This is a genomic window from Acidovorax sp. FW305-C-20-28 (genome assembly GCF_058783375.1).
Genome location: NZ_JBYSYM010000005.1, coordinates 67,671 through 85,038, shown reverse-complemented (window position 1 = coordinate 85,038; position 17,368 = coordinate 67,671). Strand labels below are relative to the sequence as shown.

Genomic DNA, 17,368 nt, shown 5'->3' with positions numbered 1-17,368 from the left:
GGCTTCTTTTGTGCTCGCGCTGAATGCAGCGAAGCGACTGTAGGGCGCTTCGACGTACCCCGGCCCGAGTGGCGCTGGAGAAGGTACTGCTGCCATATCGTTTCGCGATCCAACTGGTACCGCGCTACCGACCACTTCTCAATAACTTAGACTGACGGTTTCAACTCGTGGTTTATGGCACGAGCCTGCCCAAAACCCCTGCCATACTTGATCTGGTGCGGTTGATTTTCCTATCCGTTGGCTTCACCTGACTCCCCTTTTGCGACAGCCCTGCATGCCAGCCACTCTCACGCCGTCCGCAAAATTGCTGCAACTGCTACCCGAGGCGGTGGTGCAGACCGATGCGCTGTGGGAGATCACTTACCTGAATCCGGCGTGGACAACGCTCACCGGCCATGCGGTGGAGGCAGCGCTCGGCAGGTCTCTGCTTGAATTTGTGCATCCCGGCGACATTGGCACCATGCGCTCGGGCATGCCGGTATTCCGCTTGCGCTTTGTCGACGCGGACTATCGCTGGGTACGTCTGCAACTCCACCCGGAGACGGATGCTGCGGAGCGCTTGATCAGCCGCCAGGGCGTCCTGATCGAGATCACCGAGGTCACCGAGCAGGTGCTGGTGGAGATTCGCCAGCGCTTTCTGCGCTTGCTGGAAACCATTGACGGCGTGGTGTGGGAGGCTGAAATCGGGGTGGGCAATACCTTTCTGAGCCCACAGGTCGAACGCTTGTTCGGCTACTCCGTCGAGGAGTGGCGGGCCGACCCGGGCTTCTGGCGAGCGCATGTGCATCCCGACGACCTGGAGGCGGCCTTGGTGATCGACGATGCCGCCTACAACGCCACGCACAGCCATGCCTACGAGATGAGCTACCGGTTGATTGCCAAGTCGGGCAAGGTCGTGTGGGTGCGCGACCTGTGCCGCGCAGTGGTCGAGCCAGGTCGGCCGAACCGCATGATCGGCCTGATGATCGACGTCACCCAGCAGAAGAACACCGAACTTGAGTTGTTGCGCTCCGAAAACCGCTATTCGCTGGCGACCCTCGGATCCAATGACGGCATCTGGTACTGGGACTTGCGAACTGACGCCCTGCATGTGTCCGGGCGCTTTCACCAGATCGTCGGGCTGGGTAGCGGCGATCATGTACACGACGGTGGCTGGAGCTTTCTGGAGCAACTCATCGATCCCGAAGATCGCGTGCGCGTGCAGGCGGCCTACCGCAGGCATCTGTCGGGAAACAGCCCGAACTTTTCGGTGGATTTCCGCGCGTTCCACGCGGCTGGACGGCTGGTGTGGGTCAATTGGCGCGGACTCGCCGAGTTTGAAGACGGCGTTGCGGTACGCATGGCGGGCTCGTTGAGCGATCTGGCTGACCGTGGCAGTTCCTACGATGCGCTCACCAGCTTGCCCGGCCGGCCGTTGTTCCGCGATCGCCTCGCGAATCTCATGGCGCTGCACCAGAACGAGGCTGCGAATGGTGATGGCGGGCCAACAACACGCGATGGAGCCACCATGTTCGCCGTGCTGCTGCTGGATCTCAACGGGTTCAAAGCCGTCAATGACAACTACGGGCACCATGTGGGCGACCGGCTGTTGCAGCTGGTGGCGCGGCGGCTCGAATCCTGCGTGCGGGCGGTTGATCTGGTCGCCCGCATGGGTGGCGACGAATTCAATGTGCTGTTGGAGTCCATTGATCCCGCCGAAGCCAGCAACCGCGCTCAACAGATCGCCGCCGCCCTCGCAGCGCCTTATGTGGTCGGCGAACACACCGTGATCAGTGGCGCGAGCATCGGACTTGTCAGCAGTGCATCCAGGCTGGCGACGGTGGACGAATACCTGCGCGCCGCAGACACCGCAATGTACCAAGCCAAAAGCCAGTCATTGGGCGTGTGCGTGTTTCAGTAAAGGGGGCCAGTGACGACTTCCTGCGCGGCTGGCTGACGCATGGCTCGTTTGACTTGCCCCCTTGTGGTCCGGACAGGACATGAACCTGCCCCGCCGAAGCCACCGCCGCACCGCGTGTGCACCACCAGTGGGCGCCGGACGAACTACACGTGAAATAGGCCTGTCGCCCGACACCCTGGCACTGCTCAAGCAGCGCGGCCACAACATCGCGGTGAAGCCGTCGATGGGGCGCACGCAGACGATTCAGCTGCCTTGTGGCGCGGTGTATGGGTACTTGGATCCGCGCAATCCGGATGGGAAGACGTTGGGGTATGGATGCATGACCTGACGGGCCCGCTCAGCAGGCCAGGCATTGAATGATCCATACATCAGCCGAAAGGCCTCCAATGAACAAAGGTCGCGGCCCTCACAAGGCGCTGCCTTTCTTTGTTTTTTTGTACAGCGCTGCGTCCCTGTCCGCGTCATCGCCTCAGCAGGCTGATCCAGAAGTCATCGCCATAGCGGACCGCGCAGAACGCAAACACCAGACAGAAAGCCCCGGTGATGGCCAGCAGCGCCAGAAAGCTGGAAAGCTCGATTCGAAGACCCGTCCAGAAGCCCACGATTGCGCCGGCCAAGGCGCCACATACAAAGCGCACCACGGTCTCAAGCGGGTCAGGTTCTTTGCTGCTTGGCATTCAGATCATCCTTCGCCATTCAAAGGCATGGCTGCATTCTGACTGAATGCCGGAGTGAGCTGGGTGGCCCTGAGGGCCGCCCGGCGCAATCGCTGCATGGCCTTGCCTGCATGCCGCCAGCGCCGCTGCTGCTGGCGGGCGAAATCAGGAAACCCAGTGGAACACTCCGCGCCCCTTCGCAGCCATGTCGCGGTAGTAGTCCCTGAGCGGCTCGTAGTGCATGAGGATGTACTCCAATCCCTGCGCACCATCGCGCACCCAGATCCTGGGGTAGATGTCCGCCGCATCCATCGCGGCAGGGGCATAGCGCTTGGCGAATTCCTTCGGAGGCAAGCCGTCCAGGAAACGGGCCACTTCGCGGACTTGCTCGGGGGTCAGGTAGCGTGCCGGGCCATAGTTCTCGTCATCGCCCAACTCCGTACCACCCATGATGACCAGCACACCGGGCTCTTCGCCTTCGTAGGGTTCACCGCACAGCATGTAGTGGATGGCATGCCAGGTTTTGTCCACGTCGAACCAGTCCGGGGGATCGCTGGTTTCGGAGTGCAGGTATTCCTGCAATTCGGACGGATTGGACTGGAAGCGGCGGAGATCCTCGGGAGACACCGAGGCGAAACAGGTCACCATACCCATGGAGCAAGTCCCTTCTTTCTTTGAAATGGGTTCGATGAAAAAGACATGCCGGCACAATTGACAGCTGGCAACTCTCAGTCTGCGGTCTAAACTCGCGGCCCTCTGGGTGCGTTACGCACTATTACTCGCCCACAAGATCCTGAAGCCGCTCACGCATGGACTTCCTCGTTCTGGGAATTTCGGTCATTGCCTTTGGTCCGCCGCTGTTCTTTCTGGCGATGGCCATTCGCCACTTCATTCCCTTGCAGCGCGGAATGAAGCATCCTTGGTGGGCCCCCCTGTTGGGTCCGATGATCTTCTTTAACAACCGCTATTTCTCCCCTGAAGCAGCCCGGCACAGAACGCCATTCATTTGCTACTCCGCTGCCTTTATGGGCTGGACTTCGGTGCTGGTATTCGTGGTGGGTTCATGGATCGCTCCCATTCCAAGAGCTTGAACACGCGTCGTCGTGCCCTGCCAATACGAGCCAACAGCAGGTCCCCAATTGGCGATGCTGAAGCTGGTTTTTGGCCGGCACGGCATCGTTAGGCACTTGGCGCTCCTGCAAAAGTGAGTGCCAACATTTTTCCTCCGTGGCGGGCACCGCTGTTCCAGACCACCGCTTCTGGATTGACCTTTCGCATTGGCTACGCCGCCCCCGGGCATACCCTCATACGCCCAAGCCCCAACTTGCCTACAGTTCTTGTATGCAAGATTTGCTTGCAAGACAGCTGAACTGAAGGAGACATAGGCATGCCCCGGTTTTTCAAATCCCTGTTCGGCCAGGTCGTCCTGGCCGTGATCCTTGGCGTGGTGGTGGGCCTGGTATGGCCCGATACCGCCGTAGCCCTCAAGCCCCTGGGCGATGGCTTCATCAAGCTGATCAAGATGCTGATCCCGCTGATCGTGTTCTGTGTGGTTGTGCATGGCATCGCGGGCACGGGGGATCTGAAGCGGGTGGGCCGGGTGGGGGTGAAGTCGCTGATCTACTTCGAGGTGGTAACCACGATTGCGCTGGTGCTGGGGCTGGTGCTGGCCTTTGTGTTCCAGCCCGGCGTGGGCATGAATGTGGACCCCAAGGCGCTGGACCCCAAGGCCATGGGCGCCTATGTGGAAAACGCGGGCAAGCTCACGGGCGGGGGGTTCACGGAGTTCTTGCTCAAGCTGATCCCCAACACGGCCGTCAGCGCGTTTGCCAATGGCGATGTGCTGCAGGTGCTGCTGTTCTCCATCGTGTTCGGCTGTGCGCTGGCCATGCTGGGTGAGCGCGGGGCGCGGGTCACGGTGCTGATCGAAGACCTGTCGCATGTGCTGTTCAAGACCATGGGCATCATCATCAAGCTGGCGCCGCTGGGCGTGCTGGGTGCCATTGCCTTCACGGTGGGCAAGTACGGCATCGGCTCGCTCAAGCAGCTGGGCATGTTGGTGGTGCTGTTCTATGCGGCGGTGGTCATCTTTGTGGTGGTGGTGTTGGGCACGATCATGCGGGTGTCGGGCTTCAGCCTGTTCAAGCTGCTGCGCTACCTGCGCGAAGAGCTGGCGGTGGTGTTTGCCACCACCTCGTCGGACAGCGTGCTGCCGCAGATCATGGCCAAGCTCAAGCACATGGGCATTCGCGATTCGACAGTGGGGCTGGTGATCCCCACGGGTTATTCGTTCAACCTGGACGCGTTTTCGATCTACATCACGCTGGCGGCGGTGTTCATTGCGCAGGCGACCAACACGCCGATCTCGATGGCGGATCTGCTGACGATTCTGGCGATTTCGCTGGTCACATCCAAGGGCGCACACGGCGTGCCGGGCTCGGCCATCGTGGTGCTGGCGGCCACGCTGCAGGCGATTCCGGCCATCCCTGCCATTGGCCTGGTGCTGGTGCTGTCGGTGGACTGGTTCATGGGCATTGCCCGCGCCCTGGGCAACCTGATCGGCAACTGCGTGGCCACGGTGGCAATTGCCGCATGGGAGGGTGACATCGACCGCGAGCGCGCGCATGCGGTGCTGGACGGCAAGGCCGTGGAATCGCTGAAGGAATGAGCGTGCAGCCGCACCATTCACTGACGCGCAGGCTGCTGGTGCTCAAGGGTGCTGCCGCCGCTGCCGGTCTGGGCTGGGGCGGATCCGCCCTGGCACAGGGCGCCGCAGCGCCTGCGGACCAGTTGGACCGCATCCTGCGCAGCAAGGTGCTGCGCGTGGCGGTGCCGCAGGATTTCCCGCCGTTTGGCTTCACGCGCAATGGCGTGCTCGACGGCTTTGACATTGCCGTGGCACGCATGCTGGCGGCCGACCTGCGGGTGAGCCTGAAGACCGTGCCCGTGGCCAGCGGCGAGCGCATGGCCGCCCTGCTCGAGGACCGGGTGGACATCATCATCGCCAGCCTGGGCAAGACGGCCGAGCGCGAGAAAGAGATCGACTTTTCCAGCGCCTACGCGCCCACCTACATCGGAGTGTTTGGCGAGGGCCCCGCGGGCACGGCCGATGCTGCCGCACTCAAGGGGCGGCGCGTGGGCGTGGTGCGCGGCAGCCTGGAAGAGGCCGAGCTCAAGGCCCAGGTACCGCAGACCACGGCCGTGCTGTTCGACAGCTCGGCCCCGCTGCTCGATGCCTATGTGCGCCACACCATCGACGCCTTTGCGGCGGGCAATGTGGTTGCCGAGTCGATCCCCGACACCGCCATGCGCGAGCGCGTGCGCCGCCTGGTGGTGCTGCGGCAAAGTCCCTGCCACATCGGCGTGCGCAAGCGCGAGCCGCGCCTGCTGGCGCGGGTGGACGCCTTCCTGGTGCAAGCCCGGTCGTCGCAGGCGCTGATGGTCAACGCCATGCAGTGGTTCAAGCACAGCCTGTCGCCCGACATGTTCCGCGAGGGCAAGGGCTGAGACGGATGGGCCTTCAACCGATATAGCGCCGTTGGGTGGCCGGTGGAATCCCAATCCGCAGGCACTCCCCTTCTTTTCCCGGCCTGGATGAATCCAGGCCAGCCTCCCCTCCACCACCCGAGGCACTCCCCATGATCACCTCCCTTCGCACCCGCATCCTGCTCATCACCACCGTTGCGGTCACGGCCGCCCTGGCACTGACGGGGGCGGCTACCTATTCGATCGTGCGCTCGGCCACGCTGCAGACCATCGAGGACAACCTGGCGGCCATTGCCTCGGGCAATACGCTGGCCATCGAAAAATGGGTGGCCGGCAAGGCCCAGGCCGTGCAGGCCACGGCCGCCGCCGTGGAGCCCGGCGACCCGCGCAGCATCGTGCTGCTGATGAACAAGGCCAACGGCTTTCCGGTGACCACGGCAGGCTGGCAGGACAAGCGCTGGGTGTCGAGCAGTTCCACCACGCCGCCCACCTACGACCCCACGGCACGCCCCTGGTACCAGAGCGCGGTGGCGGCCGGCAAGCTGGTGGTCACCAAGCCGTACGGCGATGCATCCACAGGCGAGCCTTTCGTATCTTTCGCAGCACCCATCCTGCGCGACGGGGCGGCGCAGGGCGCGGTGAGCGGGGCCGTGCCGCTCAAGGGCGTGCAGGACGTGGTGGCCGCCGTGCACCCTACGCCCAGCAGCCTGGGCCTGGTGATCGACAAGGACGGGCTGGTGCTGGCCCACCCCGACGCACAGCGCATGCTCAAGCCCGCGGCAGAGCTGTCGCCCGCGCTCACGCCGGCGGTGGTGGCATCGCTGGCGGGGGCCACGCGCGCGCTGGAGGTGGAGCTGTCCGGCGCAGCCAAGCTGCTGCGCGCCCTGCCCGTGCCGGGCACGGACTGGTACCTGGTGGTGGCGCTGGACAAGGCCGAGGCCACGGCGGGCCTGGCCAGCGTGCTGCGCACCTCGGCCATCGCCACGGTGATGCTGGCCCTGGCGGCGGCGGGTGCCTGCGCGCTGCTCACGGCGCAGTCGTTCCGGCGGCTGTCGCAGGTGCGCGATGCGATGGATGAAATCGGCTCCGGCGGGGGCGACCTGAGCCACCGCCTGCCCGTGACCGGGCGCGACGAGGTGGCGCAGATCGCCTCGTCGTTCAACGCCTTCGTGGACAAGATCGGTTCGGTACTGCTGGACGTGCGCCAGGGCGTGGAATCGATGAAGACGGCCACCGACGAGATCAAGGCCGGCAACCACGACCTGTCGCACCGCACCGAGACCTCGGCCAGCAACCTGCAGGAGACGTCGGCCTCGCTGTCTCAGCTCACGGCCACGGTGCAGCATTCGGCCGATTCGGCCGCACAGGCGGCGCAGCTGGCGCGTGCGGCCAGCACCTCGGCCACGCGCGGCGGCGAGGTGGTGGCCAGCGCGGTGAGCACCATGGACGAGATCTCCAGTGCCTCGGCCCGCATCGGCGAGATCATCGGCGTGATCGACTCCATCGCCTTCCAGACCAATATCCTGGCGCTCAACGCCGCGGTGGAGGCGGCCCGCGCGGGCGAAAACGGCCGGGGCTTTGCCGTGGTGGCCAGCGAAGTGCGCAGCCTGGCGCACCGCAGCGCCACCGCAGCGCGCGAGGTGCGCGAGCTGATCAACAGCTCCGGTGCCAGCGTGGCCACGGGCACGCAGCGCGTGCGTGCGGCCGGCCAGACCATGGAAGAGATCGTGCAGAGCATCCAGCGCGTGGCCCAGATCGTGGGTGAGATCAACGGCTCCATGACCGAACAGAGTGCCGGCATCGGGCAGATCAACCAGGCCGTTGCGGAAATGGACCGCGCGACGCAGCAAAATGCGGCCTTGGTCGAGGAATCGACCGCCGCATCGGCGGTGCTCAACGACCAGGCCCACCATCTCTCGCGCACGGTGGCGGGCTTTACCCTCGAAACAGCCCCCGCGCATACCCGGGCCCGCCTGCCGGCTCCGCACTACTGACAAAGACCCCGCCCATGAGCACCAGCCAGACCCAGATCGCACAGCAGGTGGTCGAATCCATCCTGGCCCAGAAACTCGCGCCCGGCGAGCGCCTGGGCGAGCAGGAGCTGGCCGACCTGTTCGGCGTGAGCCGCACCCTGGTGCGCGAGGCGCTGATGCAGCTGCAGGCGCGCGGCTTTGTCGAGGTGCGCCCGCGCAGGGGCTGGTATGTGGTGGAGCCTTCGGTGGAGGATGCGCGCGACGCGTTCTCGGCCCGGCGCATCATCGAGTCGGGCATCCTGGCCGACGCGGGGCGGCCGCTGCAGGCGGTGACGCCGCGGCTGCGCGCCCACATTGCCGAGGAGCAGCAGGCCATCGAGGGGGCGGATGCGGCCACGCGCGCCTTCTTGCTGGCCGATTTCCACGTGTGCCTGGCCGAGAGCATGGGCCACCGCAGCCTGAGCGACATCCTGCGCGACCTGACGGCGCGCACCACGTTGGCGGCATCGCTGTACCAATCACGGCACGAGGCCAGCCAGTCGTGCGCGGAGCATGAAGCCATTGTGGAAGCGCTGGAGGCCGGCGATACGGCCCTGGCGCGCGAGCGGCTGCTGGCGCACATCGGGCATGTGGAGTCGGCCCTGAACCCGGACCAGCCGCTGGTGCGAGATAGGCTGCGCGATTCGCTGAGCCCGCTGGCGCAAAGCACACGCTCGGGCACGGACGGCTGAGCGCCCGCCCCTTCCCTTCTTCTCCATAGCCGCCCCGGCCGCCAAGGCCCGGGCGGCTTTGTTTTGCGCGCCCCACAGGTACCGCGGGTAAACCCCAGGAATTTCCCGCCCAGGCGGTGTTTTATTGCATCCATTTTTTGTATACAAATATAGGGTGCAAACTTCAACCAGGCCGTAGATGCCTGGAAACCGTCCTTTTCCACACGAGGAGACACCCGTGAACACAGCCGTCAGCAGTAGCAGCACACCGATAGCAGCCGCAGGCGCGCAGCCCGCCGGGCCGCACCATGGCAATGCCCTGATCAAGCCGGGCTACGACCCGCGCCTGACCAATGAGGACCTGGCGCCCCTGAAGCGCCAGACCTGGGGCCAATACAACATCTTTGCGTTCTGGATGTCCGACGTGCACAGCGTGGGCGGCTACATCACGGCGGGCAGCCTGTTCGCGCTGGGCCTGTCGAGCTGGCAGGTGCTGGTGGCGCTGCTGGTGGGCATCGTGATCGTGCAGTTCTTCTGCAACCTGGTGGCCAAACCCAGCCAGGTGACGGGCACGCCCTACCCGGTGATCTGCCGGGCGTCGTTCGGGGTGCTGGGGGCCAATATCCCGGCCATCATTCGCGGGCTGATCGCGGTGGCGTGGTACGGCATCCAGACCTACCTGGCGTCGGGCGCATTTTTGCTGCTGGCGCTGCACTTCTTTCCCCACCTGGCGCCGTATGCCGATGTGGCGCAGCACGGCTTTGCCGGGCTGTCCACCCTGGGCTGGGTGGCGTTCATGGTGATGTGGGTGCTGCAGGCGCTGGTGTTCTGGCACGGCATGGAGGCGATCCGCAAGTTCATCGACTGGGCAGGCCCGGCCGTGTACGTGGTGATGGCCGTGCTGTGCGGCTGGCTGGTGTGGAAGGCGGGCTGGAAGAACATCGACCTGAACCTGGGCGGCGTCAAGTTCCAGGGTTGGGATGCGCTGCCGGTGATGCTGTCGGCCATTGCGCTGGTGGTGAGCTATTTCAGCGGGCCCATGCTGAACTTTGGCGACTTCTCGCGCTACGGCAAGAATTTCGACGCGGTGAAGAAGGGCAACTTCTGGGGCCTGCCGGTGAACTTCGTGTTCTTCTCGCTGCTGACGGTGGTGACCACGGCGGCCACGCTGCCGGTGTTTGGCGAGCTGATCACCGACCCGGTGCACACCGTGAGCAAGATCGACAGCACCACGGCCGTCGTGCTGGGCGCGCTGACCTTCATGATCGCCACGGTGGGCATCAACATCGTGGCCAACTTCGTGTCGCCGGCGTTTGATTTTTCCAACGTGGCGCCGCAGCACATCAGCTGGCGCACGGGCGGCATGATCGCTGCGGTCGGCTCGATCTTCATCACGCCCTGGAACCTGTATGCCAACCCCGAGGTGATCCACTACACGCTGGACGTGCTGGGCTCGTTCATCGGCCCGCTGTTCGGCATTCTCATCGCCGACTACTACATCGTGCGCCGCCAGCAGGTAGACGTGGATGCCCTCTACACCATGAGCAGCCGCGGCGCCTACTGGTACAGCAAGGGCTACAACCCGCGCGCCGTGTGGACCATGGTGCCATCGGCGCTGATCCCCATCCTGTGCGTGATCGTGCCCACGCTGCGGCCCGCGGCCAACTATGCCTGGTTCATCGGCATGGGCCTGGGTTTCATCATCTACGTGGCATTGAACCGAAAAAACTGAGAGCAACCGAGAAAGAGAGAGCCGAGCCGTGCGCATCAAGATCATCAACCCCAACACCACCTGGAGCATGACCGAGAAGATCGGGGCCTGCGCGCGCGCCGTGGCGCGGCCGGGCACCGAGGTGGTGGCGGTGAGCCCCGCCATGGGCCCGGCCTCCATCGAGAGCCACTACGACGAGGCGCTGGCCGTGCCCGGCCTGCTGCAGGAGATTGCAGCCGGCGAGCGCGAGGGGGTGGACGGCTATGTGATCGCCTGCTTTGGCGACCCGGGCCTGAAGCCCGCGCGCGAGCTGGCGCGCGGCCCGGTGGTGGGCATTGCCGAGGCGGCCATGCACCTGGCCAGCATGGTGGGTTCGCGCTTCTCGGTGGTGACCACGCTGGGCCGCACCATGGGCCAGGCCTGGCACTTGGCCGAGATCTACGGCATGCAGCGCTTTTGCGCCAATGTGCGCGCCTGCGAGCTGCCGGTGCTGGAGCTGGAGGTGCCCGGCTCGAACGCACGCGAGCGCATCACCGACGAATGCCGCCGCGCCCTGGCCGAAGACGGCTGCGACACCCTGGTGCTGGGCTGCGCCGGCATGGCCGACCTGTGCGAGCACATTTCGCAGGCGCTGGGCGTGCCGGTGATCGACGGGGTGGCGGCCGCCACTTCGATGGTGGAATCGCTGGTGCTGCTGGGCCTGCGGACCAGCAAGCACGGCGAGCTGGCGCGCCCGCTGCCCAAGGCCATGGCCGGGGCGTTGACGGGCTTTGCGCTGGCGCCGGTAACAGCCGTGCCGCCAGCGCGCATATCCCGCGCGGCCTGAACGCCAATCACAGGGCTTGGCCGAATCGGGCCACAATCGCAACCCATGCCCCGCGCCCGCACGAGCCCCCAAGCCCTTCCCGCCGATCTGGCGCCTGCTGCCGACCCCGCACCCGAAGCGGCGGCGGACGGGCGCCTGGCCTCCACCGAGAGCATTGCCCAGGACCTGGCCACCGCCATTGTCGAAAAGCGCCTGCCGCCGGGCACCTGGCTGCGCGAGGAGGCGCTGGGCCGCGTCTACACCGTGAGCCGCACCAAGATCCGCGCGGCGCTGGTGATGCTGTCCAAGGACAAGCTGATCGAGATCATTCCCGACAAGGGCGCCTTCGTGAGCCGGCCCAGCGTGCAGGAGGCGCGCGAGGTGTTCAGCGTGCGCCGCGTGCTGGAGGCCGAGGTGGTGCGCCTGTTCATCGCCAGCGCCACGCCGGCCGACTACCAGATGCTGGAGCAGCACATCCGCTTCGAGCGGGCGGCGCTGCGCGAAAGCACCACCACGGGCCGCGTGCGCGAAAAGCTGCTGGGCGACTTCCACGTGGTGCTGGCCGAGGCCGCCGGCAACCAGACCCTGGCCCAGCTGGTGCGCGACCTGGTGGCGCGCAGCTCGCTGATTGCCATGCTGTACGACTCGTCGAACGACCCGCACTGCTCGTCGGAGGAGCATGCGGACTTCCTGGCGCTGTGCAAGACCGGCGACGTGGCCGCTGCCGTGACCAGCATGACCGAGCACCTGGAGCGCATCGAGGCCAACCTGGCGCTGGACAACGGCCGGCCGGACCGGCAACTGGACCTCGTCAAGGCCTTACTCGCCTGATCTTCCCCCCAACGACAACAGCGCCTGCCACTCAAGGGTAGCGCAAAGCCAAGTCTTTGCGATGGCGCGTGCCCTGATTTGAGATGGGCTGCTAGGCGCTAAGCGCAGCCATAGTGGTGCTATGGCGAGCATTTGCAACGACGCAGACCGCTCAAAGCAGGGTGCGCGGCGCGCAATGGACTTGGCTTTGCGCTGCCCTAGGGTTTACCGGGATAAGAGTGTCGCCATATCGTGTATACACTTTTTGTATGGATGGTTGTACACGGAAGATGGATACCGTCCCCTATCCCCAACAATGAACCCCTGAAGGAGCCCTCCCATGTCCACCTCCGTGCACCCTGTGGATGAACAACTGCCCATAGGGCGCCTCGGGGCGCTGGGCTTGCAGCATGTGCTGGTGATGTATGCGGGGGCCGTGGCGGTGCCGCTCATCGTGGGGCGGGCGCTGAACCTCACGCCCGACCAGGTGGCCAAGCTGATCTCGGCCGACCTGTTCGTCTGCGGCCTGGTGACGCTGATCCAGGCGCTGGGGGCCACGCGCTGGTTCGGCATCCAGTTGCCGGTGATGATGGGGGTGACGTTCGCCTCGGTGGCGCCCATGGTGTCCATGGCGCAGAGCACGGGTGGCACGGCGGGGGCGGGGCTGATCTTCGGCTCGGTGATCGGGGCGGGGGTGATCTCGATCGCCATCGCGCCGCTGGTCAGCCGCATGCTGCGCTTCTTTCCGCCGGTGGTCACGGGCACCATCATCGCGGTCATCGGCATCAGCCTGATGCGCGTGGGCATCAACTGGATCTTCGGCAACCCGGTGGGCCCCACGGCGCCCAATGTGGTGAACCCCGAGCACATCAAGTGGCTGACCGAGGCGCAGTCGGCCGCCGGCGCCCCGGGCTCCTCGCTGCCGCCGGTGCCCAAGGGCTTTGCGGTGGTGCCCACGGTGCCCAACCCGCGCTATGCGGACCTGACGGGCGTGGGCATCTCGACCCTGGTGCTGGTGTCCATTCTCTTGATCGCCAAGTTCGCCAAGGGCTTCATCGCCAACATCTCGGTGCTGCTGGGCATTGTGATCGGCGGCGTGGTGGCAGCTGCCATGGGGCTGATGTCGTTCGAGAAGGTGGGCAAGGCCGACTGGTTCGATCTGGTGCTGCCGTTCGAGATCGCGCTGCCGGTGTTCGACCCCATCCTGATTCTGACCATGACGCTGGTGATGATCGTGGTGATGATCGAGTCGACCGGCATGTTCCTGGCGCTGGGGGACATGACGGACCGCAAGATCGAGCAGGACGACCTGACCCGCGGCCTGCGCACCGACGGCCTGGGCACGCTGCTGGGCGGCATTTTCAACACCTTCCCGTACACCAGCTTCTCGCAGAACGTGGGCCTGGTGGCGGTGACGGGCGTGAAGAGCCGATTTGTCTGCGTGGCCGGCGGCGTGATCCTGATCGTGCTGGGCGTGCTGCCCAAGATGGCGGCGCTGGTGGAGTCGCTGCCTACCATGGTGCTGGGCGGCGCCGGGCTGGTGATGTTCGGCATGGTGGCGGCCACGGGCATCCGCATTCTGGGCGGCGTGGATTTCCGCAACAACCGTTTCAACGCCATGATCGTGGCCGTCTCCATCGGCGTGGGCATGATCCCGCTGATCGCCCCCAACTTCCGCCAGTGGATGCCGCATGCCATCCACCCGCTGATCGAGTCGGGCATTCTGCTGGCCTCGATCACGGCGGTGGCGCTGAATGTGTTCTTCAACGGTGCACGCGGCGATACCTCCGCAGTGATCAACGCTGCCCGCCAGGCCGACGCGCACTGACCCGTTGGCACCCCAAAAAAGAGGGCCCCCGGCTGACCGCCGGGGGCCTTTTTTTGGTTGGGCGGGCCGCCCGTGCAAAAAAGTCCATGCAACACCGATGGAAAAGCGGGTACCTCCCTGGCGGGCGCTTCCCCCTCTGAAGCGTGGCATCGGACACACTTTGCAGGCGCGCAACTTGCACCGGTGCAAGCTGGCGTACCGTGCGGTACGTTACATTGATTGCTCCTTTGCGAGGAATCCCATGCGCACGAAATTCAGCAAGATGTTGGCGGCCACCGGGCTTGTGACGCTCGACCCGGAAGACCACGCCCAGGACGACACGCCTGCCGAGGCCTATTCCGAGCCCGAGCCCCAACCGGAGCCGGACCCTGCGCCTGCGCCCGCCGCCGCGGCACCGCAGCCCGTGCTGGCACCCGAGCAGAGCGTGGTGGCGGAGCAAAAGGATTTTGCCGACCTGTACCGCGAGGCCAATGTGCCCGTGGTGGCCTATACCGCCGAGAAGCTGCTCAAACTGATGGCGGGGCTGGAAAGCATGCCCATGGAGGTGCGCAAGCAGGCGGTGCGCGCCATGGACGAGGCCGACGATACCTGGACGGTGGACGATTCCGTGCTGGACGCGCAACGCAAGGTGAAGGCGCTGGCCATTGCCAAGCAGAAAATCGCCCAGCAAGTGGCTTCCGCACTGCAAAATGCGGACCGGGAGATCGCGGCCATCCAGGCCGAAGAGCAGGACAAGAGCGCGCAGGTGCGCAAGCAGATCGCCGAGCTGACGGCGCTGCTGGACCGCGGCGTGGCACGTGCCGCGCAGCAGATGGCCGATGTGCGCGCGGCCGCCAAGACGAACCAGGAGGCGGGGGACAGGGAGTCGGCCCGGCTCGATGCGGAGATGAGCCGCCTCGGCCAGATCGTCATCACGTTCTCCGGTGGTTCACCGATTCAAAAATAACAGGAGTAGAGCAATGCAACTGACTGGTCTGGGCAAGGCGCTGATCGCGGTCATCGTCGTGGGGGCTGCCGGTTCCGTTCTGTGGAACATGGGCGGCAAGATGTGGGTGCAGGACAAGCTCGGCAAGACCGAGGCCTCGCACGAGGTCGCCAACCAAAGCAGCGGCTCGGCGCCTGCCGTGGCGGCCGGCAACAACAGCGCGCCCTCGGCTCCGGCAGCCGCCGCACCCAAGGGCGGCGCCCTGGGCTCGCCCGGCAACCCGCTCAAGGTCAGCATCGTGAGCTTTCACGGCTATGCGCCGGCCCTGGTGGCCAACGGCAACAGCCTGAAGACGCAGCCGGGCTCGATCTTCCAGAAGGCGGGGGTGAACGTGGAGTTCATCATCCAGGACGATATTCCCACGCTGACCACCATCTTCGAGAGCAACACCGCGCAGTGCGCGTGGCGCACCTCGGACTTCTGGGCGCAGGAGCAGCCCAACCTGATCAACACCAAGCTCGATGGCCGCGCCATCATGATCGTGGACAACACCCAGGGTGCCGACGCGGTGATCGCGCGCGACCCGGAGATCAAGCGCATCGAGGACCTGGTGGGCAAGAAGGTGGCGCTGCTCAAGTACACGCCCTCGCACGGCCTGTTCATCAACGCCATCAACAACTCCAGCCTGAGCGCCAAGCAAAAGGCCAATGTGCTGGACCGCGTGGTCTACATCAACGCCGACGAGGGCACGCCCGGCGTGCGCGCGGCCTTTGCCGCCGGCAGCGTGGACGCGGCCGTGCTGTGGGACCCGGACCTGTCGCTGGCCGTCAAGTCCACCCCCGGCGCGCGCGTGGTGTACTCCACCAAGGTGGCCACCAACCTGATCTACGACGTGATGGTCTGCAACCAGAAGCTGCTGCAGGACCCGGCCAACCAGCAGGCCTTCCAGGGCTTCGTCAAGGGCTGGATGGACGGCGTGACCGCCGCCCGCGCCAACCCTGCGGGCGCGGCCGAGGCACTGGTGCGCACCGAGCCTTTCTTCGACCAGTTGGCCAAGAAGGAAGGCATGCCCTTCATCAGCAGCCTGTTCTCCAACCTGGTGTGGACGGGGCTGGACGACAACGCCCGCATTCTGGGCCTGGCGGGCGACACCAACCACTATGAGCGCGTGTACCGCGAGTTCGACGCGATCTACCGCGCCGCCGGCTCGCTGGCCAACCCGAACTCGCCCGTGGTCTCGCCGCAGAACTCGTTCGACTACCGCTTCATCAACGCCCTGCTCAAGGACAACCAGGCCGCGCGCGCTGCCGCTGCCAAGCCCGAGTTCACCTTCGACACGGCCGGCATGCAAAAGGCCGAGGCCCGCCCCGCCGCGCTGACCAAGCCGGTGAGCGTGAACTTCCCCGTGGGCCAGGCCGAGCTGACCAAGAAGGCGCAGGAGGTGATCGACACCCAGGTCGTGCCCTTCATCAACAGCAATGGCTCGGCGTACTTCGAGATCTCGGGCAACACCGACTCCACCGGCAGTGCGCAGGCCAACCAGCGCCTGTCCAAGGCGCGCGCCGATGCGGTGACCAAGTACGTGGTGACGCAGTGGGAGATTCCGGCCGCGCGCTTCAAGGTGGTGGGCAATGGCTCGAACAACCCGATCTGCAACGAAGCCAACCCCGGTGCGCTGGAGGTGGACCTGGACACCTGCCGCCAGATGAACCGCGCCACGCGCATCGCCGTGCTGGCCCGCTGAGGGAGCGGCAGCGATGGCGCATTTCTGGAACCCCAGCCACCCGATCGCGCCCCAGACCCAGCGCATGCTGGGTGTGGGGGCCGTGGTGGCGGTGCTGGTGGCCTGGGCGCTGGTGAGCGCCTCGGGCCTGGTCAGCTCCAACCGCCTGCCCGCCCCCTGGGAGGTGGCCACGGCCTTCTACCGCCTGGCCTGGGACCCGGTGCGCCAGGAGAGCCTGCTGCTGACCTCGGTGCTGTGGTCGGGCGGGCGCCTGGTGGTGGCCGGCATCCTGGTGATCCTGATCGGGCTGCCCATCGGCATCCTGATGGGGGCCTCGCCGCGCATCAATGCCACGCTGTCGCCGCTGATCGACCCGTTCCGCTCGGCGCCCATCGTGGCGCTGCTGCCCATCATGGTGATGTGGTTCGGCATTGGCGAAGAAATGAAGATCTTCTTCCTGTTCTCGGGCGCCGTGGTCTACCTGATTCCGCTGGTGCGCGATGCGATCCGCTCGGTGCCGCAGTCGTACTGGGTGAGCGCGCGCGACCTGGGCGCCACGCCGTGGGAGTGCATACGCCGCGCAGTGATCCCCATGGCCATGCCACGCATCGTGGACGGCATCATCATCGCGGTGTCGGTGATGTGGACCTACATCACCGTGGCCGAATACGTGAACGCCAAGGAGGGCCTGGGCCAGCTGATCCAGAACGCGCGCCGCTTCTCGGCCATGGACCAGGTGTTCGCGGGCATCATCACCATCATCGCGCTGGCGCTGATCACGCACCGGCTGATGACGTGGGCCAAACGCAAGATGTTCCCGTGGGAAAGCACGGTGTGATCG

15 protein-coding genes and 1 pseudogene are annotated in these 17,368 nt (G+C 65.6%); 14 read left to right on the top strand and 2 right to left on the bottom strand.

What is annotated here, in order from left to right; genetic code table 11:
• The first annotated feature begins 274 nt into the window (after positions 1 to 274).
• A complete protein-coding gene (locus AC3WOH_RS08125; RefSeq protein ID WP_492228849.1) occupies positions 275 to 1,900 on the top strand; it encodes a PAS domain-containing protein in 1,626 nt (541 codons plus the stop codon).
• Between the two features lie 89 nt (positions 1,901 to 1,989).
• Positions 1,990 to 2,228, top strand: a pseudogene (locus AC3WOH_RS08120) (gamma-glutamyltransferase); the annotation flags it as partial.
• A 133-nt stretch (positions 2,229 to 2,361) separates the two neighbouring features.
• Here the strand turns inward: AC3WOH_RS08120 and AC3WOH_RS08115 are convergent.
• Both AC3WOH_RS08115 and AC3WOH_RS08110 read right to left on the bottom strand, forming a co-directional pair.
• Positions 2,362 to 2,577 (bottom strand): hypothetical protein, encoded by a 216-nt coding sequence (locus AC3WOH_RS08115; protein WP_492228848.1) that lies wholly within the window; start codon positions 2,575 to 2,577, stop codon positions 2,362 to 2,364.
• A gap of 144 nt (positions 2,578 to 2,721) precedes the next feature.
• Entirely contained in the window at positions 2,722 to 3,210 is a 489-nt protein-coding gene (locus AC3WOH_RS08110; RefSeq protein WP_492228847.1) for a YfbM family protein, read from the bottom strand.
• Positions 3,211 to 3,365: 155 nt separating this feature from the next.
• Between AC3WOH_RS08110 and AC3WOH_RS08105 the strand changes: the two genes are divergently transcribed.
• From AC3WOH_RS08105 to AC3WOH_RS08050, 12 genes are all read left to right on the top strand, one after another.
• The gene (locus AC3WOH_RS08105; RefSeq protein ID WP_492228846.1) at positions 3,366 to 3,647 is read left to right on the top strand and encodes a hypothetical protein; all 282 of its coding nucleotides are present in this window, start codon (positions 3,366 to 3,368) and stop codon (positions 3,645 to 3,647) included.
• 296 nt (positions 3,648 to 3,943) lie between these two features.
• Positions 3,944 to 5,224, top strand: a complete 1,281-nt coding sequence (locus tag AC3WOH_RS08100; RefSeq protein ID WP_492228845.1) for a C4-dicarboxylate transporter DctA — start codon at positions 3,944 to 3,946, stop codon at positions 5,222 to 5,224.
• Positions 5,221 to 6,063 (top strand): transporter substrate-binding domain-containing protein, encoded by an 843-nt coding sequence (locus AC3WOH_RS08095; protein ID WP_492228844.1) that lies wholly within the window; start codon positions 5,221 to 5,223, stop codon positions 6,061 to 6,063. The genes AC3WOH_RS08100 and AC3WOH_RS08095 overlap by 4 nt, the downstream gene beginning before the upstream one ends.
• 131 nt (positions 6,064 to 6,194) lie before the next feature.
• Complete coding sequence (locus tag AC3WOH_RS08090) at positions 6,195 to 8,036, top strand: methyl-accepting chemotaxis protein (RefSeq protein ID WP_492228843.1); 1,842 nt, start codon at positions 6,195 to 6,197, stop codon at positions 8,034 to 8,036.
• Between the two features lie 14 nt (positions 8,037 to 8,050).
• On the top strand, positions 8,051 to 8,746 hold the full coding sequence (locus AC3WOH_RS08085; protein ID WP_492228842.1) for a GntR family transcriptional regulator: 696 nt from the start codon (positions 8,051 to 8,053) through the stop codon (positions 8,744 to 8,746).
• A 217-nt stretch (positions 8,747 to 8,963) separates the two neighbouring features.
• Positions 8,964 to 10,457: an NCS1 family nucleobase:cation symporter-1 gene (locus AC3WOH_RS08080; RefSeq protein WP_492228841.1), complete on the top strand. Its 1,494-nt coding sequence runs from the start codon at positions 8,964 to 8,966 to the stop codon at positions 10,455 to 10,457.
• A gap of 28 nt (positions 10,458 to 10,485) precedes the next feature.
• The gene (locus AC3WOH_RS08075; protein WP_492228840.1) at positions 10,486 to 11,262 is read left to right on the top strand and encodes an aspartate/glutamate racemase family protein; all 777 of its coding nucleotides are present in this window, start codon (positions 10,486 to 10,488) and stop codon (positions 11,260 to 11,262) included.
• A gap of 45 nt (positions 11,263 to 11,307) precedes the next feature.
• Complete coding sequence (locus AC3WOH_RS08070; RefSeq protein ID WP_492228839.1) at positions 11,308 to 12,072, top strand: GntR family transcriptional regulator; 765 nt, start codon at positions 11,308 to 11,310, stop codon at positions 12,070 to 12,072.
• A gap of 319 nt (positions 12,073 to 12,391) precedes the next feature.
• Positions 12,392 to 13,879 carry a nucleobase:cation symporter-2 family protein gene (locus AC3WOH_RS08065; RefSeq protein WP_492228838.1) on the top strand — a complete coding sequence of 496 codons (1,488 nt, stop codon included), beginning with the start codon at positions 12,392 to 12,394 and terminating at the stop codon, positions 13,877 to 13,879.
• Between the two features lie 241 nt (positions 13,880 to 14,120).
• Entirely contained in the window at positions 14,121 to 14,825 is a 705-nt protein-coding gene (locus AC3WOH_RS08060) for a hypothetical protein (RefSeq protein ID WP_492228837.1), read from the top strand.
• Positions 14,826 to 14,838: 13 nt separating this feature from the next.
• Positions 14,839 to 16,548, top strand: coding sequence for a phosphate ABC transporter substrate-binding/OmpA family protein (locus tag AC3WOH_RS08055; RefSeq protein WP_492228836.1), 1,710 nt, complete (start codon positions 14,839 to 14,841; stop codon positions 16,546 to 16,548).
• A 13-nt stretch (positions 16,549 to 16,561) separates the two neighbouring features.
• The gene (locus AC3WOH_RS08050) at positions 16,562 to 17,365 is read left to right on the top strand and encodes an ABC transporter permease (protein ID WP_184856872.1); all 804 of its coding nucleotides are present in this window, start codon (positions 16,562 to 16,564) and stop codon (positions 17,363 to 17,365) included.
• Positions 17,366 to 17,368: the final 3 nt, after the last annotated feature.